Annotated in this window: 29 protein-coding genes; 9 read left to right on the top strand and 20 right to left on the bottom strand. The window is 61.0% G+C overall.

From position 1 onward, the window contains the following. Positions 1 to 291: 291 nt before the first annotated feature. Complete coding sequence (locus HFO99_RS28200; RefSeq protein WP_222364960.1) at positions 292 to 786, top strand: DUF5330 domain-containing protein; 495 nt, start codon at positions 292 to 294, stop codon at positions 784 to 786. A gap of 335 nt (positions 787 to 1,121) precedes the next feature. Next, positions 1,122 to 1,544, top strand: a complete 423-nt coding sequence (locus HFO99_RS28205; RefSeq protein WP_064245563.1) for a SufE family protein — start codon at positions 1,122 to 1,124, stop codon at positions 1,542 to 1,544. Positions 1,545 to 2,116: 572 nt separating this feature from the next. Here HFO99_RS28205 and HFO99_RS28210 read toward each other — a convergent pair. The 9 genes from HFO99_RS28210 to HFO99_RS28250 all read right to left on the bottom strand — a co-directional run bounded on the left by HFO99_RS28210 (position 2,117) and on the right by HFO99_RS28250 (position 9,358). Continuing rightward, a complete protein-coding gene (locus HFO99_RS28210; protein ID WP_003557810.1) occupies positions 2,117 to 2,548 on the bottom strand; it encodes a MucR family transcriptional regulator in 432 nt (143 codons plus the stop codon). Between the two features lie 440 nt (positions 2,549 to 2,988). Next, positions 2,989 to 3,321: a monovalent cation/H(+) antiporter subunit G gene (mnhG, locus tag HFO99_RS28215; protein ID WP_222298620.1), complete on the bottom strand. Its 333-nt coding sequence runs from the start codon at positions 3,319 to 3,321 to the stop codon at positions 2,989 to 2,991. Further along, positions 3,318 to 3,668 carry a cation:proton antiporter gene (locus HFO99_RS28220; RefSeq protein ID WP_164579085.1) on the bottom strand — a complete coding sequence of 117 codons (351 nt, stop codon included), beginning with the start codon at positions 3,666 to 3,668 and terminating at the stop codon, positions 3,318 to 3,320. Before HFO99_RS28220 ends, mnhG begins: the two co-directional genes overlap by 4 nt. After that, positions 3,665 to 4,141, bottom strand: a complete 477-nt coding sequence (locus tag HFO99_RS28225) for a Na+/H+ antiporter subunit E (protein ID WP_064245560.1) — start codon at positions 4,139 to 4,141, stop codon at positions 3,665 to 3,667. Before HFO99_RS28225 ends, HFO99_RS28220 begins: the two co-directional genes overlap by 4 nt. Beyond that, the gene (locus HFO99_RS28230; RefSeq protein WP_222364961.1) at positions 4,138 to 5,691 is read right to left on the bottom strand and encodes a Na+/H+ antiporter subunit D; all 1,554 of its coding nucleotides are present in this window, start codon (positions 5,689 to 5,691) and stop codon (positions 4,138 to 4,140) included. The genes HFO99_RS28225 and HFO99_RS28230 overlap by 4 nt, the downstream gene beginning before the upstream one ends. 64 nt (positions 5,692 to 5,755) lie before the next feature. Continuing rightward, the gene (locus HFO99_RS28235; protein ID WP_222364962.1) at positions 5,756 to 6,136 is read right to left on the bottom strand and encodes a Na+/H+ antiporter subunit C; all 381 of its coding nucleotides are present in this window, start codon (positions 6,134 to 6,136) and stop codon (positions 5,756 to 5,758) included. After that, positions 6,133 to 6,552, bottom strand: coding sequence for a Na(+)/H(+) antiporter subunit B (locus HFO99_RS28240; RefSeq protein WP_222252664.1), 420 nt, complete (start codon positions 6,550 to 6,552; stop codon positions 6,133 to 6,135). The genes HFO99_RS28235 and HFO99_RS28240 overlap by 4 nt, the downstream gene beginning before the upstream one ends. A 4-nt stretch (positions 6,553 to 6,556) precedes the next feature. Continuing rightward, a complete protein-coding gene (locus HFO99_RS28245) occupies positions 6,557 to 8,914 on the bottom strand; it encodes a putative monovalent cation/H+ antiporter subunit A (protein WP_222364963.1) in 2,358 nt (785 codons plus the stop codon). A 228-nt stretch (positions 8,915 to 9,142) separates the two neighbouring features. Continuing rightward, positions 9,143 to 9,358 (bottom strand): hypothetical protein, encoded by a 216-nt coding sequence (locus HFO99_RS28250; protein ID WP_222364964.1) that lies wholly within the window; start codon positions 9,356 to 9,358, stop codon positions 9,143 to 9,145. Positions 9,359 to 9,545: 187 nt separating this feature from the next. Between HFO99_RS28250 and msrB the strand changes: the two genes are divergently transcribed. After that, positions 9,546 to 9,959 carry a peptide-methionine (R)-S-oxide reductase MsrB gene (gene msrB, locus HFO99_RS28255; protein WP_164579079.1) on the top strand — a complete coding sequence of 138 codons (414 nt, stop codon included), beginning with the start codon at positions 9,546 to 9,548 and terminating at the stop codon, positions 9,957 to 9,959. Between the two features lie 133 nt (positions 9,960 to 10,092). On the opposite strand, the gene HFO99_RS28260 is transcribed toward msrB, so the two are convergent. Together HFO99_RS28260 and HFO99_RS28265 are read right to left on the bottom strand one after the other, a co-directional pair. After that, positions 10,093 to 10,602: an Hsp20/alpha crystallin family protein gene (locus HFO99_RS28260; protein WP_222364965.1), complete on the bottom strand. Its 510-nt coding sequence runs from the start codon at positions 10,600 to 10,602 to the stop codon at positions 10,093 to 10,095. A gap of 40 nt (positions 10,603 to 10,642) precedes the next feature. Further along, positions 10,643 to 11,119 (bottom strand): Hsp20 family protein, encoded by a 477-nt coding sequence (locus HFO99_RS28265; protein ID WP_222364967.1) that lies wholly within the window; start codon positions 11,117 to 11,119, stop codon positions 10,643 to 10,645. A gap of 209 nt (positions 11,120 to 11,328) precedes the next feature. On the opposite strand from HFO99_RS28265, the gene HFO99_RS28270 reads away from it, so the two are divergent. After that, positions 11,329 to 11,550, top strand: a complete 222-nt coding sequence (locus HFO99_RS28270; protein ID WP_222364976.1) for a hypothetical protein — start codon at positions 11,329 to 11,331, stop codon at positions 11,548 to 11,550. A gap of 178 nt (positions 11,551 to 11,728) precedes the next feature. Here the strand turns inward: HFO99_RS28270 and HFO99_RS28275 are convergent, their stop codons facing one another. From HFO99_RS28275 to HFO99_RS28290, 4 genes are all read right to left on the bottom strand, one after another. Continuing rightward, a complete protein-coding gene (locus HFO99_RS28275) occupies positions 11,729 to 12,427 on the bottom strand; it encodes a pentapeptide repeat-containing protein (protein WP_222364978.1) in 699 nt (232 codons plus the stop codon). 208 nt (positions 12,428 to 12,635) lie between these two features. Then, a complete protein-coding gene (locus HFO99_RS28280) occupies positions 12,636 to 13,187 on the bottom strand; it encodes a GNAT family N-acetyltransferase (protein WP_222364980.1) in 552 nt (183 codons plus the stop codon). A 66-nt stretch (positions 13,188 to 13,253) separates the two neighbouring features. Next, entirely contained in the window at positions 13,254 to 13,922 is a 669-nt protein-coding gene (trhA, locus tag HFO99_RS28285) for a PAQR family membrane homeostasis protein TrhA (protein WP_222364982.1), read from the bottom strand. 115 nt (positions 13,923 to 14,037) lie between these two features. After that, positions 14,038 to 14,457, bottom strand: a complete 420-nt coding sequence (locus HFO99_RS28290) for a universal stress protein (protein ID WP_222364983.1) — start codon at positions 14,455 to 14,457, stop codon at positions 14,038 to 14,040. A gap of 222 nt (positions 14,458 to 14,679) precedes the next feature. On the opposite strand from HFO99_RS28290, the gene HFO99_RS28295 reads away from it, so the two are divergent. Next, a complete protein-coding gene (locus HFO99_RS28295; RefSeq protein WP_222364984.1) occupies positions 14,680 to 15,540 on the top strand; it encodes a VOC family protein in 861 nt (286 codons plus the stop codon). 10 nt (positions 15,541 to 15,550) lie between these two features. Here HFO99_RS28295 and HFO99_RS28300 read toward each other — a convergent pair whose 3' ends face one another. Continuing rightward, positions 15,551 to 15,934, bottom strand: a complete 384-nt coding sequence (locus HFO99_RS28300) for a hypothetical protein (protein ID WP_222332784.1) — start codon at positions 15,932 to 15,934, stop codon at positions 15,551 to 15,553. 211 nt (positions 15,935 to 16,145) lie between these two features. Here HFO99_RS28300 and HFO99_RS28305 point away from each other — a divergent pair, with 211 nt between their 5' ends. Continuing rightward, complete coding sequence (locus HFO99_RS28305) at positions 16,146 to 17,312, top strand: AI-2E family transporter (RefSeq protein WP_222333085.1); 1,167 nt, start codon at positions 16,146 to 16,148, stop codon at positions 17,310 to 17,312. Between the two features lie 18 nt (positions 17,313 to 17,330). After that, positions 17,331 to 18,629, top strand: a complete 1,299-nt coding sequence (locus tag HFO99_RS28310; protein ID WP_222364985.1) for an NAD(P)/FAD-dependent oxidoreductase — start codon at positions 17,331 to 17,333, stop codon at positions 18,627 to 18,629. Positions 18,630 to 18,641: 12 nt separating this feature from the next. Here HFO99_RS28310 and HFO99_RS28315 read toward each other — a convergent pair whose 3' ends face one another. The 3 genes from HFO99_RS28315 to HFO99_RS28325 all read right to left on the bottom strand — a co-directional run bounded on the left by HFO99_RS28315 (position 18,642) and on the right by HFO99_RS28325 (position 20,590). After that, positions 18,642 to 19,199, bottom strand: coding sequence for a PH domain-containing protein (locus tag HFO99_RS28315; protein ID WP_222364987.1), 558 nt, complete (start codon positions 19,197 to 19,199; stop codon positions 18,642 to 18,644). 85 nt (positions 19,200 to 19,284) lie between these two features. After that, on the bottom strand, positions 19,285 to 20,097 hold the full coding sequence (locus tag HFO99_RS28320; protein ID WP_222364988.1) for a polysaccharide deacetylase family protein: 813 nt from the start codon (positions 20,095 to 20,097) through the stop codon (positions 19,285 to 19,287). Positions 20,098 to 20,200: 103 nt separating this feature from the next. Next, entirely contained in the window at positions 20,201 to 20,590 is a 390-nt protein-coding gene (locus HFO99_RS28325; protein ID WP_222364990.1) for a DUF930 domain-containing protein, read from the bottom strand. Positions 20,591 to 20,829: 239 nt separating this feature from the next. Here HFO99_RS28325 and HFO99_RS28330 point away from each other — a divergent pair, with 239 nt between their 5' ends. Together HFO99_RS28330 and HFO99_RS28335 are read left to right on the top strand one after the other, a co-directional pair. After that, positions 20,830 to 22,938 carry a S9 family peptidase gene (locus HFO99_RS28330; RefSeq protein ID WP_222364993.1) on the top strand — a complete coding sequence of 703 codons (2,109 nt, stop codon included), beginning with the start codon at positions 20,830 to 20,832 and terminating at the stop codon, positions 22,936 to 22,938. 226 nt (positions 22,939 to 23,164) lie between these two features. Then, positions 23,165 to 23,689 carry a DUF1697 domain-containing protein gene (locus tag HFO99_RS28335; protein ID WP_222252646.1) on the top strand — a complete coding sequence of 175 codons (525 nt, stop codon included), beginning with the start codon at positions 23,165 to 23,167 and terminating at the stop codon, positions 23,687 to 23,689. Between the two features lie 187 nt (positions 23,690 to 23,876). Here the strand turns inward: HFO99_RS28335 and HFO99_RS28340 are convergent, their stop codons facing one another. Beyond that, entirely contained in the window at positions 23,877 to 25,304 is a 1,428-nt protein-coding gene (locus HFO99_RS28340) for a DHA2 family efflux MFS transporter permease subunit (protein ID WP_222332778.1), read from the bottom strand. Positions 25,305 to 25,455 lie beyond the last annotated feature (151 nt).

The following is a 25,455-nucleotide window of genomic DNA, read 5'->3' on the forward strand; positions in this document are numbered from 1 at the left end:
CGACGGATTTTCCTCATATTTCAGCATTGCGTTAACTCTTGTGGCAAGGCGAGCTAGCAAAAGCCCTGCAATTGCAAGCAGGTGTTGCCCTGATGCTTAACGGCGATCGCTCGCATTCGACTAAAATGCGGCTCAAATACCGTTCGCTAAAATTTGAACTAAATTTGCCGCAAATGCGCGTGAGTTTCGAAAAGCGGCATTCGCAACTTGGCGGTAGGGTGAAAACACACCGGACAACCGGCCTGATTCGGCGACAAGAACCGGACGGGGAAAACAGGATGGGCGACGACAATGTGGTTTCTGATCAAAGGATCCTTCTGGTTTGGCCTCGTGCTCGTGCTTCTTTCCGTCTTCAGCACGGAGAGTTCCGACAAGTTGGCCAACGGCCCACAACTGCAGCTTTCCGACGCGTTCACGGCGGCAAGCGGCGCCTATGACTATCTCACAGGCATGTGCTCGGAAAAGCCCGAGGTTTGCGCCAAGGGCGCCGAAACCTTCACCGCGCTCGGCTACCGGGCCCGCGAGGGCGCCCGCGTCGCCTACGAACTTCTCGACAGCCAGTTCAAGGACGAGGCGCCGGCGAACGCAAAGCTTGCCGAACCGCAGATGCCAGTGGCGCTCACCATGCCTTCGCTGACAGCACCTGCTATCCAGGAAAAGGTGCGCGAGGCAAAGGCTGCACTCAACCAGCCGATGCCTTACCGTCCGCCGGTCGAGGATGATGCCTCTCCTGAGACGGTGGTAACTGGCGCGATCCCGTTGCCGACGCCGAAGCCGGCGACCTGACAAAATTTTCGCGGGCATTCGTCCGCAACGGCTTTCGGTTTTATAGCTTGCATCGGCGGTCCGCATGACGCGGAGATACCCCATGCCTGACGTGCCTGCCCTGTTTAATTCAGCATGTTGCTGCGCCGTGAGGAGCCCATCCCTCACGGCGTTTTTTCTATATTAATTTACGCAATTCCCGGCAAAACCGCTTCGTGCTTTGCCTGGAATTGCTTTAACGGTTCAAATCTGCCGGTCTTACACCTATATGCAGTCTGAGAGCATTTCCTGACGCATTCCGGACGCAAAGCCGCTGCGCACTTTCGCTGGAACTGCTTTAATAGTGAAAGGCAACCATGGCATCCCTCGACCAGATCATCGACGACTTCGCCTTCCTGGACGATTGGGAAGACCGCTACCGTTATGTAATCGAACTCGGCAAGGCGCTGCCCGACTTGGCCGAGGAAAAGCGCACCTCGGAGAACAAGGTGATGGGTTGCGCCAGCCAGGTGTGGCTGGTGACCCATACGGCAGGCGATCCCGACAATCCGGTCATGAGCTTCGAGGGTGATTCCGACGCCCATATCGTGCGCGGCCTCGTGGCCATCGTGCTTGCCACCTATTCCGGCAAGACCGCATCCGACATCGCCGGGCTCGATGCCTTCGAGATATTCTCGAAGATCGGCCTGGTGGAGAACCTGTCATCGCAGCGCTCGAACGGACTGCGCTCGATGGTGAACAGGATTCGCGAAGAGGCAAGAGTCCGCGCCGCGGCTTGACCGCGATGATGGCTGATCGGCCTTTAGAGCCTTTCCGGGTTAGATTGAAGCATTCTGTTGGCTCAAACGGAGTCGGATGGTCGACCGGCCCGCGCGTCGTAGCCCAGTTCTACGGCCAAGCCGGCCGGTCGAGCAGCCGGCCCGTTTCAGCCAACCCCCGCAGATTTGCCTGCCAAATCTGCAAGACTTTAAAATCGCTGGCAGAATGCTGCAATCTAACCCGGAAAGGCTCTAGGGCCACAGCCGATCGATTCGGACAGCCCTGCCTTGGCACATCGAATACATTAACACTTGCTGATAGTATAGGAATACATTCTAAGCCTGTCGGCAAAGCATAAGACAGGGTCGCTCAGACTATCTTGGCGCCCGTCCGAATCATCTGCGAAGGGTTGGACTACCAGCGCGATTCAGCTTTTGATAGAAGCGCAGAACCGCTTCGCGCTTTGCCGGGGAAAACCATTTCGCACTTTCCTGCAATGGCTCCATCGAGATTATTTTCCTCGCCTTGAAAAGGCCCACAAAAAAGCCGGGCACAAGACCCGGCTTTTTGTCGTCGATGCTTTCGAAAAAGCTCAGCCGCGGCCGCGCTTGCGGCGTTGCCCGAGGCCCATCTCCTTTGCCAGGCGCGAACGCGCTTCGGCATAAGCGGGCGCTACCATCGGGTAATCGGTCGGCAGGTCCCACTTCTCGCGGTATTCTTCCGGCGAGAGGCTGTGATGCGTCATCAGGTGACGCTTGAGGGACTTGAAGTTGCCGCCGCATTCCAAACACGTGATCTGCTCGTCCTGTACGGACTTGCGGACAGAAACTGCAGGCTTCTGCTTTTCGACGATCGCCGCAGCAGGCTGCGGTACGGACGTGTTGCTCAGTGCCGAATGCACGTCGGAAATCAGATTGGCCAGGTCGCTGACCGGTACAACATGGTTGCTGACATAGGCCGCGACGATGTCGGCTGTCAGTTCCACAAGCAGCTCCGGCGCATTGCCGGTCGCTATATCCGTCATATTTTTTCTCCTGTTAGCATGCACAAACGGTCTTTGACCGACACGCCAAAGACCCGCCTCGTAGAAGCGAACAGCAAAAGCACCGGAAGCGATCTTCTGTTTCGAAAAACGCGAAATCCACCCCTAGATTCCGAAGAGCGAGACCTGTCCTTATACTGCCTGATTGGAAACCACTACGTCATGCTCCAGGCGATGGCCTCAGTTTAGACATTAAAAATCAAAACTGAGGGACTTGGAAGCAGTACGATTGCAATTCACGATCAGAACTCTACTTGCATTTTCAAATACCATCGTTTGACCAAAAGGCCAATTATTATTTGTCGTTTTTCTTGAGAAAATGTGACAGATGAAGAATTGAAGGGCTTTCCGGCAAGCTTTACTCACAGCTTCCTGTGCATAAGTTTTGCATAAATCTGGTAATGTCGCCGAACAGCAAAGGCTCAGCGATCCCTGATATCGTCACGGACCGAGAACTCACCGAGATCATATCCTGAACGGTGGGCAGCTCTGGCAAGCAGATGGGCAGACACCGGCGCCGTCAGCAGGAAAAAGACAAAGCCGGCGATGGCGCGGGCGAGAATCGCCAGATCTTGCGAATAGAGGCCGGCGGCGAGGAGCAATAGGCCGGAGCCGACTGTCCCCGCCTTCGAGGCCGAGTGCATGCGCGTGTAGAGATCGGGCAGCCTGACAAGGCCGATTGCCGCTACAAGAGCAAAGAGCGCACCGACGATCAGCAGCAGGGCGGTGATGGCAGCCACGATATAATCGATCATCGCTTCTTGCCCCCTGACCGCTTTTGCGTGTTGCCATTTGCCGCAGATGCAGACGGCTTCGATTTGATGTTGCCGCGCGACAGCACAAAGCGGGCGAAGGCGACAGTCGCCAGGAAACCGACAAGGCCGAGCGAGATGGCGATATCGATATAGAGCGAAAAGCTGGTCTTGACCGCGATGACCGCAATAAAACCGATGGCGATGCCGGTCAGCATATCGAGGGCGAGAATACGATCCGGCAATGTCGGGCCGGCAACGACGCGCCAGACGGTGAGGATCAGCGCCAGGCCGAGGATCACGAGTGCGGTCGAGGATGCGACCGCGATAATGGCGGCAGGCGTGATCACCGGAAGGCCTCCATGATCTTACGTTCGAAACCGTTGGCGATATCACGCTTGGTTGCCTCAGGATCGGAACAATCGAGCGCGTGGACATAGAGCGTGCGGCGATCTGTGGAAACGTCGACCGAAAGCGTCCCGGGGGTCAGCGTGATGAGGTTTGCGAGCAAAGTGATCTCGAAATCGCTCGTCACCGTCAGCGGGAAGGCAAAGATGCCGGGCTTCAGCTTCATATCGGGCGAGAGGACGGTGACAGTGACCTTCCACGCCGACAGCGACAATTCCTTCAGGAACAGAGCGGCGAGCGAGAGCACCGGGCGGAAGCGGGGGATAATATATCCCTTGCCGCCGAAAGATTCGCGGATGATGACCAGCGCCAGGGTCCCGAGCAGCAAGCCGAGGACGAGATTATGCAGCGAGGCGCTACCCGTCACGGTGACCCAGGCGATGGCAAGCAGCAGGTTGAAGAGGACGAAGATCACGGCGCACCTCCTTCCGGGAAGACCGAGTGAAGATAGGCCTGGGGATCGGCAAGGCCGGCAGCTGCCGATTGCGACAGCGCCAGCAACTGTTCCGGCAGGATGCCGAAGCCGACGACCAGCGCTGTCAGCGCGGCGAGCGGCAGACCGGTGCGCCACCTCGGTCCGGACGGTGTCAGTGCTATCGCCGCCGGGCGCCAATAGGCGAGCAGGAAGAGACGGCCGAAGGCAATCGTCGTCAGAAAACCGCCAACCAGGATCGAAGCCGCCAGCCACCAGGCGCCGAGATCGAGCGAGGCCTTGACGAGAATGACCTTCGGCCAGAAGCCGGAAAAGGGCGGCAGGCCACAAGCGGCAAGGAAGAGCACGAGGGAGAGCGCGGTGAAGCCACCGCTTTGCCTGTAGAGCCCGCCGAGGGCCAACAGCGAAAAGCCGCCGCCGCGGCGGGCGATCTCGCCGGCGGCAAGATAAAGCGCCGTCATCAGCACCATGGAATGGAGCGCATAGAAGACCGCGCCGCTGATGCCGCCAAGGCCGCCGAGGGCGACGCCCGCAAGCATGTTGCCGATGCCCGATATGACGACATAGCCGAACAACCTGCGGATATCGTTTTCGGCAAGTGCGCCGAGGGCGCCGACGACAATGGTCGCGGCGGCGGCGAGCGCGATCACCAGGCTCAATTCCTGGCGCTCCATCGGCAGCAGCATGACCATCACCCGGATCAGCGCGTAGATGCCGACCTTGGTCAGCAGGCCGGCAAATAGCGCCGAGACGGTGATGCGCGGGGTATGGTAGGCGGCCGGCAACCAGAAATTGACCGGAAAGGCCGCCGCCTTCATGCCGAAGGCGAGCAGGAAGAGGCTTGCCAGCGTCATCAGCGGCGCCGTGCCACGCAATTCCGCAGCTTTTGCCGCGATATCGGCCATGTTGAGGGTGCCGAAGGCGGCGTAGAGGATGCCGACGCCAATCAGGAACAACGTCGTGGCGATGAGATTGAGCACCGCATATTTCAGCGCGCCGTCGATCTGTTGGCGCTCGGAGCCAAGGATGATCAGCCCGAAGGAGGAGATCAGCAGCACCTCGAACCAGACATAGAGATTGAAGACATCGCCGGTAAGAAAGGCGCCGGTGACGCCGGCCATCAGCAGCATCAGCAGCGGGAAGAAACCGTATCGCCGGCCGCTTTCACCAATATCGGCCAGCGCATAGATGCCGCCGGCGAGCGCGGCAAGGGCTGCGGTGAAGGCCATCAGCGCACCGAAGAGATCGACAGTGAAGGCGATGCCGAAGGGCGGCAGCCAGCGGCCCATCACCATGGTGAGCGGCCCTTCGGCGGCGACCTTGGCGAGCAGTGCCGCATCGATCAGCGCCAGCGCGGCAAGGCCTGGGATGGCAAGCCAAGCCTGCAGGCGGGGATAGGCGCGCAGCATCAGCAGGACGGCACCCAGCGTAATGCAATGGGCGACCGGCAGGATGGCGAGCCAATGCCCGATCGGCACCGGGGTGGTGATGAGGGCGGCGGAGAGATCGGCGGTGGAGGTGGGGGCGGCCATCAGATGGCGCCTCCGCTATCGCACGAGAGGGTTTGCCGTGGGGTGTGCATCCGCACCAACATCCTCAATACCCCAATGGCGGCAGCGGCCGGTCGTCGGGCTCGGCGGCGCGCATATCGCTGGTGTTGTCGGTGCCGAGGTCCTGATAGGCGCGGTAGGTCAGCACCAGCAGGAAGGCAAGGAAGGAGAAGGAGATGACGATCGCCGTCAGGATGAGGGCCTGCGGCAACGGGTTGGCCGTGTCTGCGGGCAAGCTGTCGAGCCCCACAGGGATGATCGGCGGCACCTCGCGGGTCAACCGGCCGCCGGTAAAGAGCAGCAGGTTGACGGCATTGCCGAGGACGGCGATGCCGAGCATGATGCGGATCGAGAATTTCGACAACATCAGATAGATGGCGGCGGCGAAGAACAGGCCGACGAGGATCGCCAGAAGCGGCTCCATCATTCCACCTCCTTTTCTTCCAATGCCAATGCAATCGAGGTGATGGCGCCGAGCACGACAAGATAGACGCCGACATCGAAGAGCATGACACTCGACAGCGGCACCTCGGCGCCGAAAAGCTTCGGGTAAATCCAGAGGCCGGTCATGAAGGGAACGGCAAAGAGGATGGAAAGAAGACCCGCCATGGTCGACAGCAGCAGGCCGAAGCCGGCAACCGACAGCGGATGGAAGTACAGCGCGCGGCGAACGGCGCCAACACCGCGGGCGATGCCGTAAATCGCCAGCCCGGAGGCAGCAATCAGCCCGCCGATGAAGCCGCCGCCCGGCTCGTTATGGCCGCGCAGCAGCACGAAGACGGAAAAAAGCAGCATCAGCGCGGTGAGAAACGGGGCGACGGTGCGGAAGATGAGGGTGTTCATGCGATCAGCCCTCCGCCGCGGGATCATTTGCGGCAAGCTTGCGCTCGCTGCCAGCGCGGATGCGGATCAACGCCAGGATGGCAAGGCCGGTGACCGCGACAACGGCAATTTCGCCGAGCGTGTCGGTGCCGCGGAAATCGACGATGATGACGTTGACGACGTTGGCGCCGTGGGCGATCGATTTGGAATAGGCGTTGAAGAAAGTCGTTAGCGCATCGTTGAACGGCGCCTCGGTCGCTCGCATCAGCAAAAGCATGAAGCCAAGGCCGCAGACAAGCGCCAGCGCACCGTCGAAGAGCTTGCGGCCGAGCGGCCGCCGATCGGCGGGAGAAAGGCGGAGCCTGGTCATGACCAGCGCGAGGATGACCACCGAGAGCGTTTCGACCATGAACTGGGTAAACGACAGATCCGGCGCGCCGAACAGCAGGAAGATGATGGCGACGGCGAAGCCCTGGATGCCGAGCGAGACGATCGCCGTCAGCCGGTCGCGGGCGACGAGCACGGCGGCAAGGCCGAAGGCGGCGATCAGGAAGACCGCCCATTCATAGAGCCTGACATCGGCCGGCCAGACCGGAAGGCGCGGCAGTTCGCCATAGACGACGAGCGGGATGATGAGGATGGCCGCAACGCAAAGGAAGCTGCAGGTGACATAGATCTCCAGCCGCCCCGGCTGGAGGACACGCATGAGGCGGCCCGAGAAGCGGACAAGGCCCGATATAGCGACATCAAAGCCATGGTCCGGCCCACGGCCTGCCGCGCGCAAGAAGACGGCCATCAGGAAACGAGCGCGCGCGAGCTGCCAGTAAACGCCGATACCGAGCAGTATGGTCAGGGCGGAGAGCGCCAAGGGCAGGCCGATATGCGGTGTCAGCGAAATGTCGATGTCGACGGATGTCTGGCGGATGGCGGCTGCGATCGGGGAGGACAGCACGGTATGGGTGAAGGTCGAGAAGATCGCCGCGAGCAGGCCGAGGACGGCGAGAACGGCCGGGCCGAGCCAAAGCAGGACAGGTGCTTCGTGCGGAGGTTTCGGCGTCTCCACCGGCCGTCCGAGGAAGGGTTTCAGCGCCACGGCGAAGGCGACGGCGAACATCAGCGCATTGCCGAAGACGGTTATCGCGGTAAATGTGATCGCGCGGACATCGGCACCGACGAGTGCCGTGTAGATCTCCTCCTTGGCGAGGAAACCGAAGAAGGGCGGCAGGCCGGCCATCGAAACGGCCGCCGCAAGCGCGATCATCCAGGTGAGCGGCATCGCCCGCATCAGGCCACTGAGCCTGGTGATATCGCGCGTGCCGGTCTCGTGATCGATGATGCCGGCGACCATGAAGAGCGCGCCCTTGAAGAGGGAATGCGCCACCAGATAAAGCGCCGCCGCCTCGACCGCATGGTCCGAGCCGAAGCCGATCAGCAGGACGAGCAGGCCGAGCGAGGAGACGGTGGTATAGGCAAGCTTGAGCTTCAGGTCGGTCTGGCGGATGGCGAGTGCGGTGCCGACCACCAGCGTCAGCCCGCCGAAAAAGGGCAGAAGGATTTCCCAGGCAGGCGTTGCCCCCATGACGGGATTGAGCCGCATCAGCAGATAGACGCCTGCTTTCACCATGGTGGCCGAATGCAGATAGGCCGAAACCGGCGTCGGCGCCTCCATGGCGTTCGGCAGCCAGAAATGAAAGGGAAATTGCGCCGACTTGGTGAAGGCGCCGCCTAAGACCAGAAGGAGGGCTGCGAGATAGAACGGGCTTTCGCGCACGACATCGCCCGTTCCGATGAGCTGCGACATCTCAGTGACGCCTGAGATATTCCAGAGGATCAGCAGACCGGCCAACAGGCAGAGCCCTCCCCCGCCGGTCACAACAAGCGCCTGCAGGGCAGCTCGGCGAGCCGCCGCACGCTCGTGATCGAAGCCGATCAGCAGGAAGGACGTGATCGACGTCAGCTCCCAGAAGATGAAGAGCATCAGGAAACTGTCGGAAGCAACGACGCCGAGCATCGCGCCCATGAAGAGGAAGATCAAGGAGAAGAAGCGCCCCTGATCCTTGTGTCCCTTGAGATAGCCGCCGGCATAAAGCACGATCAGGGTGCCGATGCCGGTGATCAACAGCGCGAAAGCCAGCGATAGGCCGTCGAGGAACCAGGAAAAGGAGAGATGAAAGCTCGGCACCCAGGAATACCCGCCGGTGACGACCTCGCCGCGCGCGATCTTGGGAACGAAACGCAGAAAATGCAGGAAGGCGAGCAAGGGAGCGATCGCCAGGAGCCAGGCACCGTTTGCGCCGAAAATGCGGATGACGAAGGGAGCGGCAAGAGCGCCGACGAGCGGCAGACACAGGGCCAGAAATGTCAGAGCCGTGACATCGGCCATGTCTCCTCCTCTACCAAGATATTTCTTCGGATCGGAATCGATTCAAAGATAAAAATCATGCAGCAATTCAAAGTGCTACAGCATGTTTCGCTCATCTGACAAGACGCGCGGCGCTGTAAGGGCAACGGACGAAAAGCGAATGAAAACCGGCCTGTCTTCTGACTTAGGCGAAACGGGGGAGTGTCTCAAGCGATTTCGGCCGGACTGACGAAGCAGGTGATCTTCCGGTCAGGCCATCGGTCGGGAAAGGCGCGTCAGCAGCCGGGTGATGCAACCATGCAGAATAAAGACCACAAGCGTCAGCGGCCAGAGCAGGCAGGCGAAGAGGCCGGCGAGACGATGGAACGTCAAGCCGTCATGGTTGGCCCAGCCTTCCAACAACGTAACCGCCATGGCGGCCACGGCCACCAGGCCGTAAAGCAGGACGATTGCTGCCTCAAACACCAGTGATTCTCCAATGCACGTAACATTAACCCTAACAGAAAACCCCTAACGGATGTAAAAGCAAGCGTCTTACTCCAATTGCGGTCTACCGCCAATCTCATGGCGCGGCGCTGGAGACTTGATGAAGTGAACGCGGCGCACCACATTTTGCGCAAACGGAAACGCCCCTCGGCGAAAGGAGCACCTCATGTCCGAAACTGCGACCACCGCCAAGATCCACAAGACCGATGCCGAATGGAAAGAGCAGCTCTCCCCCGAGCAATACCGCATCACGCGCCAGCACGGCACCGAACGCGCCTTCACCGGCCCCTATTGGGATTCCTTCGAGACAGGGCTTTACCGCTGCGTCGGCTGTAATGCCCCGCTTTTCCGCTCCGACACGAAATTCGATGCCGGCTGCGGCTGGCCGAGCTATTTCGAAGCGGTATCGCCCGATGCGGTGACCGAACATCGCGACACGGCCTTTGGCATGGTGCGCACCGAAATCCGTTGCGGCAGCTGCGAAGCCCATCTCGGCCACGTCTTTCCGGATGGCCCGCCACCGACCGGCCTGCGCTACTGCATCAACGGTCACTCCATGGTGTTCGAGCCCGGGAAGTAAGCGCGCAGCGCCGCAATCGGCATCTGCCGATCCCGCGGCCATGAGCAGACTAGGCGCGACGGAAATTTCCGTGCCACCATGGACGACATGGTAGCGGCGGCCGCCAGGTGGTCGGCCGCCGCCCTCTTTTCGATCAGCTTCTGATGGCGATGCGCTTGACCTGCGACTGCGCCTTTTCGGTCTTGGGCAACGTGACGGTCAGGACGCCGTTCTTGAAGGTGGCGTCGACCTGATCTTCCTTGACCTCGGTGCCGAGCGGGATGCGTCGCTCGAAGCGGCCATAGTAGCGCTCCGAGAACTGCTTCTCCTTGTCTTCCGTCTCCGAATGCTTTTCACCCTTCAGCGTCAGAACGCCGTCATCGAGGAGGACTTCGATGTCCTTTTCCTCAAGGCCGGGGACTTCGGCCGTCACCTTGATATCCTTATCGGTGTCGGAGATCTCGACACTCGGCCAGCCGGCACCGAAACCGCTGGCGCCCCGCAGTGACGGCAGGCCAGCGCCGAAGCTGCGGAAAGCATCGTCGAGCAGCCGGTTGACTTCGCGATGGAGCGACAGGAAAGGATCATGGTCGTCCTCGCGGAGGAGACTTGGAACTTGGTGGCCGTTGCTGCGGCCCCACGGAATCAAATCACGAACACTCATGGCTTACTCCTTTCTGGTGGTTCTTGAGCATTCCTGAGGTTCAGGCGGCCTGCGTCTCGGCCTCGATCTGCTTGGTCTCGGCCTTCGGCATTGCATTCCCAGTTCCGATCTCGATCTGGCGCGGCTTCATCTCTTCAGGAATTTCACGCTTGAGATCGATGGTCAGCAGACCGTTGACGAGGCCGGCATCCACGACCTTGACGTGGTCGGCCAATTCGAACCGACGCTGGAAGCTTCGACCAGCAATGCCGCGATGCAGGTATTCAACATCTTCGCCGTTCGCCTTCTGCCCTGAGACGACGAGCATGTTCTGCTCTTGGATGATCGCCAACTCGTCTTGCGAGAAGCCCGCCACCGCCATGGCGATGCGGTATTCGTCCTCGCCGGTTTTGACGATATCGTAAGGCGGCCAGTTGTCGATCGTCTCGGCGCGGCTTGCAGCCTCGAGTGCGTTCAACATCCGCTCGAAGCCGACGCTCGACCGGATCAGGGGAGAGAAATCGAGGTTTGTCCTCATAGCCATATCCTCCTTACAAGCAACATGGATACAGGAAACGCCAAGAGCGACAGGCGTCTCCTGGACCTGTCGATCCCTGCTCGGCGATCGACAATACTGATATAATTCAGCCGTTTACTGTTTCAAGAGGATGAATTTCTCAACGAAAAAATTGCTTTCTTCGAAGGCGCCACCATATCTGGGCGTAGCTTGAGAGAGGAGCAATGGTTATGACAATGACTTCAAAGGATGTCATCGCCGTCCTCGGGCGCGCCGATGAAACGCTCGTGGCCGAGGTTATCGCGACAGGCGCCAGCCAGGCTGAACTCGCCGAGGCATTTGTGTGGGCCAGCAACGACGAAGCCTTGATGGGTGAAGGCCGGCCCCTGCCAACAGGTAGGGTTGCTGCGCTTGTCGATCTGCTGAGCTCGGATGAAGAGGAACCGGAGTAGGAAAGGCGGATGACCCGCCTCCAGCGGCTGATCGGACCGAACGAATGGCGTCGCGTCACGGGCGAGTTGTTATTGCACTAAATCGAATCCGACCGTCCCAAGCCAGATCGTTGTGTGCCCCCAGCCATTGTTGCCCACATGGCCCTGCCAGCCGCTCGGTATCGCGCGAAAGCCCCAATCAATCGTGATCGGCAGGGCATGGCCAAGTCGAGGGTACCGAGAGGCCGGCCGGCAGCTTGGTCGAGGCATCGCCGCAGGCAAGGTCGATCTGCGCCTGTTCGAGCCCGGCTGCAGCCGAGAGGTCGAGGCCTTCGATGCGGGTCAGGAACATGAAGGCGCGATCGAACATCGGCGTCGTTTCGAAGGTGGCGCCGGAGAGATCGGCACGGGAGAGATTGGCGAAGGAGAATTTCGCCCCCGTCAGCACCGCTTTGTCGAAGTCGGCGCGGCCGAGCTCGGCCTTTTCGAAGCTCGCCCCGGCGAGCTGGGCGCCGGCGAAATTGGCTCGCTGCAGCTCGGCGCCGGCAAAGGACGCGCCCTCGGCAGCGATATTGGCGAAGCTGGAGCGATAGGCCTCGATCTTGGCGAAGTTGGCGCCTTCAGCATGTGCGCCCTCCAATGAGGCACGCACCAGCGTCGCTTTCTCCAGATTGGCGGATTTGACATTGGCGCCGGCGAGATCGGTCAACGAAAAATCGGTTCCGACGAGATTGGCGCCTTCGAGATCACTGCCCTGCAGCATCAGGTTCTTCTTGGTGCATTCGTGCCAATCGAGCTGCGGCGAGGCCATGCTGCCGCAATCGGCGGCCCGGGTGACAACCGGCGGCAACGCCAGGACGAGGGCAAGGAGACCGAGCGACGATCTTTGCATTGCCATTGAACTATTCACCCCCATGACGCTTACAATACGCTTCAGTCAGCCTTCCGCGAAGCAGGCTGCTTCCACATTCTTACACAGCTCAGACTACAATAAAAAGATGGTGCGCGCCGTTCACAATGGCTTTGCAGGTCAGTCTTGGGCTTTGCCCGATGCGTCTGGGGCTTTGTCGGGCAGGCAGGTCAATCCGCCTTGCCGGGCAGGTGGATCAATCCACCTTGCCGGGCAGGCGAAGTTCCATGCAGGTGAGGTCCAGCCAGCGGCCGAACTTGGTGCCGACCTCGGGAAATCTGCCGGCGATACGGAAGCCGAGCTTTTCGTGCAGCCTGATCGAGGCCGTGTTCTCAGCCTCGATGCCGGCGATCATCACATGGACGTTAGCGGCTGCAGCACGCGCGATCAGTTCCCGCATCAACCGCTCTCCGATGCCCGCACCGCGGCAATCCCTGTCGACATAGACGGAATGCTCGACCGTGTGGCGGTAGCCGTCGAAGGCCCGCCAATCACCATAGGAGGCGTAACCTGCGACCTTACCCGACATTTCGGCGACGATGACAGGAAAGCCGCGCGCCTTGCGCGCCCTGAACCATTCCAGCCGATTTTCGAGATCGACCAGCGTATCGTTCCAGATCGCCGTCGTGTGCTCGACGGCGTGATTGTAGATATCGCGGATGGCGGAAAGATCGGCTTCGGTGGCGTCGCGGAGGAGGACAGCGTCTGTCATGATGCTCGGGTTCATATTGTTTGCGAAGGCGGGCATACGCCCCGCCTCGAGAGATGTAAACGACGGATGCGAACCAGGAACGACTTCGGGCACACCAGTCGTTCAGAGGCCGGGCGGCGACAGGCTGAAACAGGTGAAGACGGCCGAATAATGCACGGCCGCGGCGGTGACGACGAAGCCGTGCCAGATGGCGTTCTGGAAACGCAGCTTCTCCCAGACATGGAAGATGACGCCGAGCGAATAGATGACACCGCCGATGACGATCAGCAGCATCGAGGCGGCGGGAATGCGCGAGGCGACGGGCTCGGCCACCAGAACGCCGCTCCAGCCCATGGCGAGATAAAGCAGGATGGCAAGACGGTCGAAACGCCCGGGAAAGACGCATTTCAGGATAATGCCAACGGCGGCGAACAGCCAGATCGCGACCAGCATCAACAAGAGCAGCGGTTCGTCGGCGCCACGTTCGAGGAACGGCGTGTAGGTAGCGGCGATCAGCAGGAAGATTGCCGAATGATCGAAGCGGCGCAGATACCATTTGGTGCGCGAGACCGGCCAGGCGTTGTAGGAAAAGGAAATGGCAAGCGTCAGCACCAGCCCGACGCCATAGATCCAGGCGGCAGCGAGCGCGCCGTAGGAACTCCAGAGCGTGGCGTAGAAGATCAGCACGGTGGCGCCGATCAGCGCCAACACGAGACCGACGCCATGGACGATACCGTCGGCGATCAATTCGTATCTGTCATAAGCCCAGCGAATGCCGTTGAACTCGCCCATGCACGCCAATCCGTTTCATACCTCGACTGCAATCGTCGCATCGAACGGACGGGCGCGCAACTGCGGCAAAGCGCACGGGCGGTAAATCTTCGTGACAGGCCGCAGTTGCGCAAGATCAAACCTTCTGCCGGTCGATCAGAACCGAGCATTTGGCATGGCGCACGACCCGGTCGGCGGTGGCGCCGATGAAGTAATTGGAAAAGTCGGGAACGTGCGAGGCGACGATAATCAGGTCGGCGCCACGGCGTTCGGCGGTCGAGATGATGGCTTTCGCGGGCGGGCCGTTGGCAATCTCGATGGTTGCCGTGACGCCGGCTGCGGTGATCAGCGCTTCCAGCTTCTCGCGGCTGTCCTTCATGGCGTCCTCGATCATATTGGCCGGCAGTTCGATCGCGACATAACTCGGCACATCCTCGACGACATTGAGTGCGATGATCTCGCCGCCTGCGTCGAGCAGGGACGCGGCCTTGCGGAGGATTTTTTCTCCCTTGTCGATGCCGCCGAGCGCGATCGCTACGATGACCTTCCTGTACATGGCTTCCCTCCATGACTGGGATGCATAAGTTTCCTCTAAGGAAGATATGGGCGCATTGATCGCGATCAAGTGGACACAAGTCATCGTCAACATCTGCTCAACGCTTCATCCTCAAAAGCGGATCTTCTGTGAACAATCGGAATGCGCCATATAGGGATCAAGTACGGCGGCCGAGGTGCGCCTTCTAACTTACAGGCCAATTCAGAGGCAGGAGAACAATCCATGACGACCGAAACTTCCTATGCGCTGACGCGGCCCGCTTATATCGACCAGTCGCATCTCGTCGTGACCGACCTCGGTCTCGTTTCCGGCTTCTATCAATCGATGCTCGGCCTGAAGGTGATCGAGAAGGCGGCGAGCGGCGAAGTCCTGGGCGTCGGCGATCTGCCGCTGCTGACGCTGACCACTGCAAAGAATGCCAGGATCGCGCCGCGCAATGCCGCCGGCCTTTTCCACACCGCTTTCCTGATGCCGAACCGGACGGAGCTCGCCCACTGGCTGCGCCATGCGGCACAGAACAATGTCGTTCTCGACGGCGCCTCGGACCATCTCGTCAGCGAGGCGATCTATCTGTCCGATCCCGAAGGCAACGGCATCGAGATCTATGCCGACCGGCCGCACGAACAATGGAAATTCCATCAGGACGGCATGGTGGAGATGGCAACGCTGCGCCTCGACCTGCAGGCGCTCTACAATAGCGCGCCTGATGAGCGCTGGGGCGGCATGGCCGCGGGGACGGCGATCGGCCACCTGCACCTGCAGGTCGGCGACATCCCGCAGGCAGACGGCTTTTACCGCGACGTCCTCGGCCTCAAGCTGATGGCTCGCTATCCCGGCGCGAGCTTCTTTGCCACCGGCGGCTACCATCACCATCTCGGCGCCAATATCTGGAACAGCCGCGGCGCCATGGCTCGCGCCGGCAACATGACCGGGCTTTCGGACTACAAGGTCCGATTCAATGACAAGGCGACGCTGGATGCGGCGGTTTCCAAGCTGGATGATCTCGAGATCAAAAGCGAAAATCGCGACGGAGGCGTCTTCTTGAAAGATCCGTGGGGCATCGGCCTAACGCTGTCGGCCTGATCCGAAGAGGCTATCGGACCTTCTCGGCACCGGATGGCGTCGTCACCTGCGTCGGCCCCCCACCGTTTCCGCTCGGCGATGGTGAACGGTCCACAGCTTCCGGAGGCCTTGCCGGGCCGGAGGCAGGATCGTTGTTGAAGGTGCCAGGGCCTGATGGTTGCGCATTGATCGGATCCGGCTTGGTCGAGGCTGTCGCCGTTGGATCATTATTGCTGGGGTCGGGCCAGATCGCGACACTGACGCCGGCTATGATGAGGACTGCCAAGCCCGCCGCGATGATCCCCCAGGCCCACCATCGCCGCTGGTCGGAGGCGTCAAGCGTCGCCTTGTCCGCATAGGGCGGCTCGGTGCGGTAAGTCTCGGTGGCATTGATCTGATCTCGATCTGCGGTCATGGCTGTAACTCCTTCCGAGGCCGAACTCCCGTGACCGAAAACTTGTTCCGGCGCGAAAGCCTCACATTCACATGATGACCGCTCGTGCGGTCGGAGGCTCCGGCTGCGACAAATGTGCGATAGCGCACACAGCCGCTCGATTGCCGGCGGAACCGGAACCGCACCGGCGCGTTTCCGTCACGAAGCAATGGGGCTTCGGGGACCTCACCGCATGGGCATCGCCAATGGCATCCGCAAACACGCAAAGAAGATCGCCATCGGCGAGCGCCATACCAGCGCCTGGGCGCAGTCACTGAAGGAGGCGGCCGAGGAGCTGCCGCCGCCACCGCTGCACCGGCTGGAAAAGGACGGGCTCGATGTCAGCATGGCCTGGGCGATCATCGGCATCTTCGGCATTCTCTTCCTTGCCGCCGTCTATCTGATGTCGCTGATCCTCATACCGATCACACTTGCCGTCGTCGTCGGCATGATCCTCGGCATGGCGGCAGAAAAGCTCAGTAGGATGGGGGTGCCGCGGCTTGCCAACGCCTTCATCCTGTCAAGCAGCGTGGCGCTGGTGATCTTCCTGCTGATCAACTCGCTCGCCGACCCGCTGATGACGCTTGCCAATGAGGGTCCGGCCTTTGCCGAGCGAACCATCAACCGCGTCATGCCTTATCTGGAGCGTATCAGATGGCTGCATATCACGCCGGCGACATTCGAAAGCGGGTCGATGTCGATCGGTGCGTTGCTCGAGAACACCGGCAACGTGCTGCACGTGGTGACCACCAGCCTGACGCCGGCGCTGGTGCAGGGGATGATCTTCTTTGCGGCGCTGCTTTTCTTCCTCGCTGGTCGGGTCAACCTGCGCAAGACGATCATCATGACCTTCCGCACCCGCACACAGCGCCTGGCGGCCATCCGTGTCATCAACGCGGTCGAGCAGGTGCTCGGATTCTATTTCGCCACGGCCTCGCTGATCTATGTCGGGCTCGGCGTGGTCATGACAGTCATCGCCTATGCCGGCGGGCTGTCGGCGCCAGTGCTCTGGGGCTTCTTCGCCTTCCTGTCGAGCTTCATCCCCTATCTCGGCATCACGCTGATGACGCTTGCTGTCGCGGTCGCCGGCATCCTCACCTATAATGACTTCATCATCGGCCTGATGCCGGCCGCGGCCTTCTTCACCGTGCATCTCGTCATGGAGAACCTGATCTTCCCGGCGGTGATGGGGCGGCGGCTGGAAATCAATCCCTTCGTCGTCTTCCTCGCCATCCTGTTCTGGACATGGATGTGGGGCGCCGTCGGCGCCATGCTGGCGCTGCCGCTCTCGCTGATCGTCATGACTGTTATTGAAGAATTGCTGATTGAGGAAAAGCCGCAGCCGCAGTTGCCGAAATGATCAACCGGGGGGCCGTCAGTGGCATCTGATCTCGATCTTGCCGAATCCGATCACGACCAGATGGTCAGCGGCCGTTCTCTCTGGGGGAAGAGCGGCATACGGCCGGAATGGCGGCCGATCGAGCAGAGCTTTTCCATCGACATCGCCGTGATCGGCGGCGGCATCACCGGCGCATTGGTTGCCGAACATTTGACGGCGCGCGGTTTTTCCGTCGTTGTCATCGACCGGGAGGAGCCCGGTTTCGGCAGCACCGCGGCGAGCACGGCGATGCTGCAATGGGAAACCGACCGCACGCTCACCGAACTCGAGGATTATTATGGCTTCGAGCGCGCCGCCGGCATCTATCGCCGCAGCGGCGCAGCTGTCGCTGGCCTTGCCAAGCTGATCGCCGCCAACGGCATCGCCTGCGGTTTCCGGCCGCGCAACACGCTCTATCTCGCCGCCAATCGCGAAGGCGCGCGCGACCTCTTGGAGGAGCGCCAGCTCCGTCGCCGGGCGGGTCTGCCCGGCGTCTATCTCGAACATCCCGATCTCTTCACGCAGTTCGAACTCGACAGGGATGGCGCGATCTATTCACCGGGTTCGGCGGAGGCCGATCCGCTGCTTCTGACCTGGGCCTTGATCGAGATGGCGGTGCGGCGCGGCGCGCGACTGGTGAGCGCCTCCGTGACCGCGCTCAACAGCGAAGGCGATCGCGTGACGGCGGAGACAGACAGCGGTCATCTCATCGAGGCGCGTCATGTCGTGCTTGCGACCGGCTATTCGTTGCCGGGTGTCGACATGCCGAAGCTACACCGCGTCAGTTCGAGCTGGGCGCTCGCCACAGTGCCGCAGGACCCGGCAAATTTCTGGCGCGACAGCGCACTGATCTGGGAGAACAGCCACCCCTATCTCTACATGCGCACGACGGCGGACAATCGCATCGTCGCCGGCGGCGAGGACGACGAGACGAGCGATGCGGAGGCGCGCGATCGCAAGCTGCCGGCCAAGATCATCGCAATCCAGGAGAAAATGAAGCGGCTGTGGCCGAAGGCGGATACGCGCGTTGCCCATGCCTGGTGCGGAACCTTCGGCGAGACGGCCGATGGCCTGCCGCTGATCGGGCCGGTGCCGGAGATACCGCATGTGTTCGCAGCCTATGGCTACGGCGGCAACGGCATCACCTTTTCCTACCTCGCCGCACAGATGATCGGCGCCATGCTCGCCGGCATGCAACGGGATTGGTTCGAGGATTTCGCGCTCGACAGGGATGGACCGGGTTTAGCACGCTTTCATTCGGGAATGTATAGAAGCGAGGCGGAAAGCCAAAGGCGCTGAAATTTCAATCGTCTAGCTGGCTTGCTTTCTTGCACTCATTCGCAATTCTTCAACGTGCCTAGACACTTCGCGAACGTTTGGGATACCGATAAAGGCGAATTTTTTGACGCTGTCCCCGTCTCCCTCCCGACGGAAAGTGAGTGTTCCCGAGCGGTCCCATTTTTCCTTAACCTCAACAACGTTGATGGCTGTCGGTGCTATCGTCATTGCTCGTCGCCTGATCAGATTTCGAACAACGAGAAGCCTGCGATCAGTGGCGGCGTAAGCGGTTCGACTCGTGGCAATCATATCGAAAACCACCCCCGCGATAGTCGAGATGCCAATGAGCAAGAAGATCCCGGGGAATATGATGCCCATGATTCCAGCTGGCTTATCGATGCTGATAACCCCGTTATCTGCCCACAATAGCGCGGGGGAACCCACAATCACGAAGATCACGCCAAAAAGCACATCGGGACACTTAAAAACGAAAGTTCCCCAGGCACTTGGCTGGCCTGTCCAGACAACCACTTCCGTGGAATGAAGCTCATTTCGAATTTCACTTTCGACATCCCAAATCGCACGAGACATGCGTTCCCCTACGTCCCCTCAGCCGAACAAGCAATAACAGCATTATTCGTTTTCAGCGGGCGAGCAAGAGAAGAGCTCCCAAACCCTACTCCGTCGTCTTGTCGTCACCGGTGTCCTCGACATCCTGGAGGCGGACGAACTCCGTGCCCTTGGCCTTGAGATCGGCCAGCGCCTTGGCCACACCTTCGCCCGCCGCATGGGTCGGCTGGTTGACGTGGGAAATGACGACGTCGCCGTCCCCGGCCGAGGCGATGCGTTTTTCGGTGATGGCGGCCCCGAGCAGCGAACCGCCGTCGCCGTTTACCGAATAACCGGCGATGCGATAGCCCATGGCGCGAATCTCGCCGATGGCGGACAGGTCATATTTGGCGGTCGAGCCGCGGAACCAGTGCGGCGCCGGGATGCCGGCGGCGACCATGGCGGCAGCGCCGCCTTCGACTTCCTGCCGCACCGCCTGCGGCGAGCCGGCAGAGGCGATGCCATAGACGAGCGTCGGGGTGTCGACGGCCGGAATATGGTTCTGGCCGTGGTTTTCGAGTTCGAAGAGATCGGGATTTTGCAGGAACACGGCAAGTGCTGCGGGATTGCGCTTCAGCCAGCGGGCCGTGACGAAGATCGTTGCCGGGATACGTTCACGCACCAGCGTCCAAAGGATGCGCTCGTCCGCCTGGCCCATGCAGGCATCGAAGGTCAGCGCAATGCGGGCATGGCCGGCGATATTGGAACGGGCGATATGCAGATGCGGCTCGACGAGCTTTGGCGCCGGCGCCTTCGGGGCCGGACTGACCATGGCCGAGATCGGACCGGCTGCGGTCGGCACGGATGACGGAATTCCGTCCGCGAATGCAGCGGAGATGCTGACGAAAAGGAACGCCGACGCGAGCAGGATGCGGTTCATATAATGGGTTTCTATGGTTCGAACTGCCGATTTTAGCGGCAGCTCTCTCCCGGCGCCATGCGGCCGGATGTCACCGCAGCCGCTTTGGGCGGACAGGGCCGTATCAATCGTAGAGATAATACTTGTCCCACTTCTCGCGCGGCACCTTCTCGCCGATCTCGTAATCGAGCTGGCGCACATTGATATGCTGCGGACCGGTGATGCAATTGTAGGAGAGATGATACCAGTCGCCCTTGCTGCGGAAGACCGCACCCGGCGCATCCAGCGAATTGTCGCCGGGGATCGGGTCCTTGAAGGTATAGGCGATCACCTTGTCGGGCTTGAAGCCGGTGCTGTCCTTATTGATGCGGCTCATCGCCTCGGTGTCGCAGCTCTGTTCCAGGCGGGTCGAGGGATCGAGTTTTTCCAGCTGCTTCTTGATGGCGGGATCGACGGCAAAGGCGGGGGCAGCAAGGCTTGCGAGGGATACAAACAGGATCAGACGTTTCGGCATTGCGGAGAGAATCCCTTACTGTTCTGCAATTTCTACCCTACCGCCGACAGCTTGCCGGGAGCTTGGCACGTGCAAATTCACTGAGATAGCGGACTTTGTTAAATATTGTGGTGACATCAAGGCAAGGTGGGCTGGGCGTCCTCCTTGTCTGTGGAAGGTCATCTGTGCCCTTGCCGCTTGATCCGGCGGCGGCGCGCCTCTATCTTTTGCCAACCTGACATTCCCACCGGAGCCATTCCTTGTCCGTTTTCAAGAGCCTGCCGACACCGCCTGCAGCACCGAAGAAGCCCGTCTCCGATACGCGCCACGGCATCACCCGCACGGACGACTATGCCTGGCTGCGCGCCGACAACTGGCAGGCGATGTTCAAGGATCCGTCGATCCTCGACCCTGAGATCCGCCGCCATCTCGAAGCCGAAAACACCTATATGAACGCGGCGATGGAGGACACCAAGCCGCTGCAGAAGGTGCTGTTTGCCGAGATGCGCGGCCGCATCAAGGAAGACGATAGCTCGGTGCCGATGAAGGACGGCGCCCATGCCTACGGCACCTTCTATGTCACCGGCGGCGAACAGCCGCGTTATTTCCGCATCCCACGCGACGGCAATGTCGCCGACGAAACGATCCGCACCGTGCTGCTCGATGGCGACAAGGAGGCCGCCGGCAAGGCCTATTTCCGCCTCGCCGGTCTCGATCACACCAGCGACCACAGCCGCGGCATCTGGGGTTACGACGACAAGGGCTCGGAGTTCTTCACGCTTCAGGTACGCGACCTCCAGACCGGGCAGGATCTCGCCGACCGGATCGAGAATACCGGCGGCGGCGGCGTCTGGGCGCCCGATGGCAAGAGCTTCTTCTATTCGGCGCTCGACGAGAACCACCGGCCGTCGAAGGTGTTCCACCATATTCTCGGCCAGCCGCAGTCGGAAGACCGGCTGGTCTATGAGGAAGCGGATGCCGGCTTCTTCATGGGCGTCGGCGGCTCGCTGCTCGACGATTTCATCTATATCGACATTCACGACCACGAGACCAGCGAATACCGGCTGCTGTCGACCAAAGACCTCACAGCCGAGCCGAAGCTGGTGGCGACGCGCGAAGAGGGCATCGAATATTCGCTGACCGAGGGCGGCGACGTCTTCTACATCCTGACCAATGACGGCGACGCCAAGGATTTCAAGATCATGGAAGCGCCGGTTGATAAGCCCGGCAAGGAAAACTGGCGCGAGGTCGTGCCGCATAAGCCCGGCACGCTTGTTATCAGCCACATGGCCTATGCCCGCCATCTTCTGTGGCTGGAGCGCAAGGACGGGCTGCCGCAGATCATGATCCGCGATCGGGCGACCGGCGAGGAGCATGCGATCGCCTTTGCCGAGGAAGCCTATTCGCTGGGACTGCAGGGTGCGGCAGAATATGATACGGATACGATCCGCTTCTCCTATTCGTCGATGACGACGCCGTCGCAGCTCTATGACTACAACATGGTGACGCGCGAGCGCACGCTGCTGAAGACGCAGGAGGTGCCGTCCGGCCACAATCCCGACGACTACGTCACCCGCCGCGTCTTCGCCCCTGCATGGGATGGCGAGAAGGTGCCGGTCACCCTGCTCTATCGCAGGGATACCCCACTCGACGGCAGCGCCCCCTGCTTGCTCTATGGCTACGGCGCCTACGGCATCACCATTCCAGCCGGCTTCAACACCAACTGCCTATCGCTCGCCGATCGCGGCTTCGTCTATGCGATTGCCCATATCCGCGGCGGCAAGGACAAGGGATTTTCCTGGTACGAAGACGGCAAGATGGACAAGAAGACGAATACCTTCAAGGACTTCGTCGCAGCGGCCGATTATCTGAGTCAACAGAGGTTCACCTCTTACGCGAAAATCATCGCCGAAGGCGGATCGGCCGGCGGCATGCTGATGGGTGCGGTTGCCAACATGGCGCCGGAGAAGTTCGCCGGCCTTATTGCCGCCGTTCCCTTCGTCGACGTGCTCAACACCATGCTCGACGACACTTTGCCGCTCACCCCGCCGGAATGGCCGGAATGGGGCAACCCGATCGACAGCAAGGAAGAATACGAGCAGATCGCGTCCTACTCGCCCTTTGATAATGTCGACGCCAAAGCCTACCCGCCGATCCTGGCGCTCGGCGGCCTGACCGACCCACGCGTCACCTATTGGGAGCCGGCCAAATGGGTGGCGAAGCTGCGCGACAAGACGACGGGCAATGCGCCGATCCTGCTCAAGACCAACATGGACGCCGGCCATGGCGGCGCCTCCGGCCGCTTCCAGCGGCTGGAAGAGATCGCGTTTGAATATGCGTTTGCGATCAAGGTGGCTGGGAAGATGTGAAGCGTTGGGGCATGCCGTGTGGCACCCCCCTCTGCCCTGCCGGGCATCTCCCCCACAGGTGGGGAGATCACAAGTGGCTTGAACTTCCTGCCTCTCTACCGTTTCGCCGTGCTGGAAGCTGATTGTTTGGGGAAGCCGATGCGCCCAGCCAATCTCCCCACCTGTGGGGGAGATGCCCGGCAGGGCAGAGGGGGGCTGGCACCGCACAAGGTCAAGGGAGAAAGAAATGCCCATCTATATCGCCCTACTCCGCGCGGTAAACGTCGGCGGCACCGGCTCTTTGCCGATGGCCGAGCTGAAGGCGATCTGCGAAGGCCTCGGCTTTTCCGACGTCAAGACCTACATCCAGAGCGGCAATGTGCTTTTCCGCTCGGATGACGCGGAGAAGACGGTGGAGGAGCGGCTCGACGAAGCGCTCGGCAAGACGATGGGCAAGCGGCCGGGCGTGATGGTGCGCAGCCGCAGAGAGCTCGACGGCATCGTCGCCGATGCCCCCTTTCCCAAGGCCAAGCCGAATTTCCTGCTCGTCTACTTTCTCCCCGAAAAGCCGCCCGGCGATGCGCTGGAAAAGATGGTGGCGCCCGATGGCGAGGAGGCCAAGCTCGCCGGCCGGGAAATCTATGTGCATTACCCCAATGGTTCCGGCCGCTCGAAGCTGAAGCTGCCGGCGCTGAAGCCAGGAACGTCGCGCAACCTCAACACCGTGCGCAAGCTCGCGGATATGGCGGCGGCGATGGAGGACGGGGACTGAGGGCCAGTGGTGGGGACCTTGGCGTCGCATAGAATTTGATTCAAGCGACGTGCTTCATCTCCTTGTTTTCATGCATATCGTCGTCGCAGGACCGCTGCGCATCTGTGGCCGTATCCATCAGGTCGCCAGCATCTCTCCGGGCTGCCCGGGAAAGGCGGCGTCAGCCTTTGGCGACGGCGCCTTTCGTCTATTTGGCCTTGTAGCCGCTGATCTCCTCGCCGGCGGTCGGCGAGAAGCGCAGGTTCCAGAAGGTGGCGGTGATCGAGATGATGGTGACGACGACGAAGGCCGCCGAAAAATCGCCAAGGGCCGGCGTCTCAGTGCCTGACAAGGCCATGGAACCGTGCAGCGCCAAGGCGCCGATGCAGATGCCGAGCGACAGCATCAGCTGCTGGAAGGTGGTGTAGAAGCTGGTAGCCGAGCTCATCCGCTCCTTGCTGATCTCGTCATAGGCAATGGTGTTATAGGCCGTGAACTGGAACGACAGGAAGAAGGCGCTGAGCACCAGGACGATAAAGACCAGCGGCATCGGCCAGTCCGGCCGGAAGGCGGCACAGAGGCCATAACCGATCGTCCCGAGGATGCCGTTGAGGACGAGGCTTCTGCGGAAGCCCAGCCGGCGGAAGACAAACTTCGCCATCGGCTTCATGGCGAGAGCGCCAAGCGCGGTCGCGATGATGACCTGGCCGGCCGCGGCGGCAGACAGGCCGAAGCCGATCTGGAAGAGCAGTGGCAGCAGGAAGGGCTGCGCGCCCTGGGTGATGCGGGTCAGCGAACCAGCGATAACAGATGTGCCGAAGCTCGGCACCTTCATCAGCGAAAAATCCATGATCGGCGACGGGTGCTTGCGGGCATGTCTGAGATAGGCAATGCCGAAGAGCAGGCCGACGGCGATCAGAAAGATCGAGAAGGCGCCCTCGCCTTCATGGCTCGACATTTCGAAGCCGAAGAGCAGCGAACCGAGCGAGATGCCCGAGAGGACGAAGCCGATGGTATCGAAGCGACCGTTCGCCTTGCCTTTGACCTCGTCGATGTAGATCGAGACGAGGATCATGCCGATGATGCCGATCGGCACGTTGATATAAAAGATCCAGCGCCAGTCGAGATAGGTGACGATGAAGCCGCCGAGCGGCGGGCCGACGATCGGGCCGATTAGCGCCGGCACGAGCAGCCAGGACATGGCGCTGACCATATCCTTGCGGTCGACGCTGCGCATCAGCACCAGGCGCCCGACCGGCATCATCATCGCGCCGCCGATGCCCTGAAGCAGCCGCGCCAGCACCAGGAAGGACAGCGTCGGTGCCAGCGCGCAGAGGATGGAGCCGACGACGAAGACCGCGATCGCCGAGCGGAAAACGGTGCGGGAGCCGAAACTGTCGGCCATCCGGCCGCTTGCCGGAATGAAGATCGCAAGGCTCAGGAGATAGGAGGTCAGGGCGATCGACATCGCCGGGGCGCCGACGCCGAAATCGTGCGCCATGGTGGGCAGCGCGGTCGCGAGCACGGTCGCATCGATGTTTTCCATCAGCATCGCACTCGCGACAATCATCGCGATCACCCGGAAATTGGGCGTGGCGCGCCGAACCATAGGCGCCTGGTAAATCTGATCCGACATCGTCCGGGATCACTCGCGGTGGCGCGGCGGAGCACACAAGGCAGCAAGGCCGCGGGGGATGACATGGCGCAAAGCCAAGGAGAGACGATTTGCTATACGCCCGCGATCATGGCGGCGCTATGTCGTTTATGGCAAAGCTGCTTTGACGAGA

It is taken from the genome of Rhizobium leguminosarum, assembly GCF_019798305.1.
GTDB lineage: Bacteria > Pseudomonadota > Alphaproteobacteria > Rhizobiales > Rhizobiaceae > Rhizobium > Rhizobium leguminosarum_U.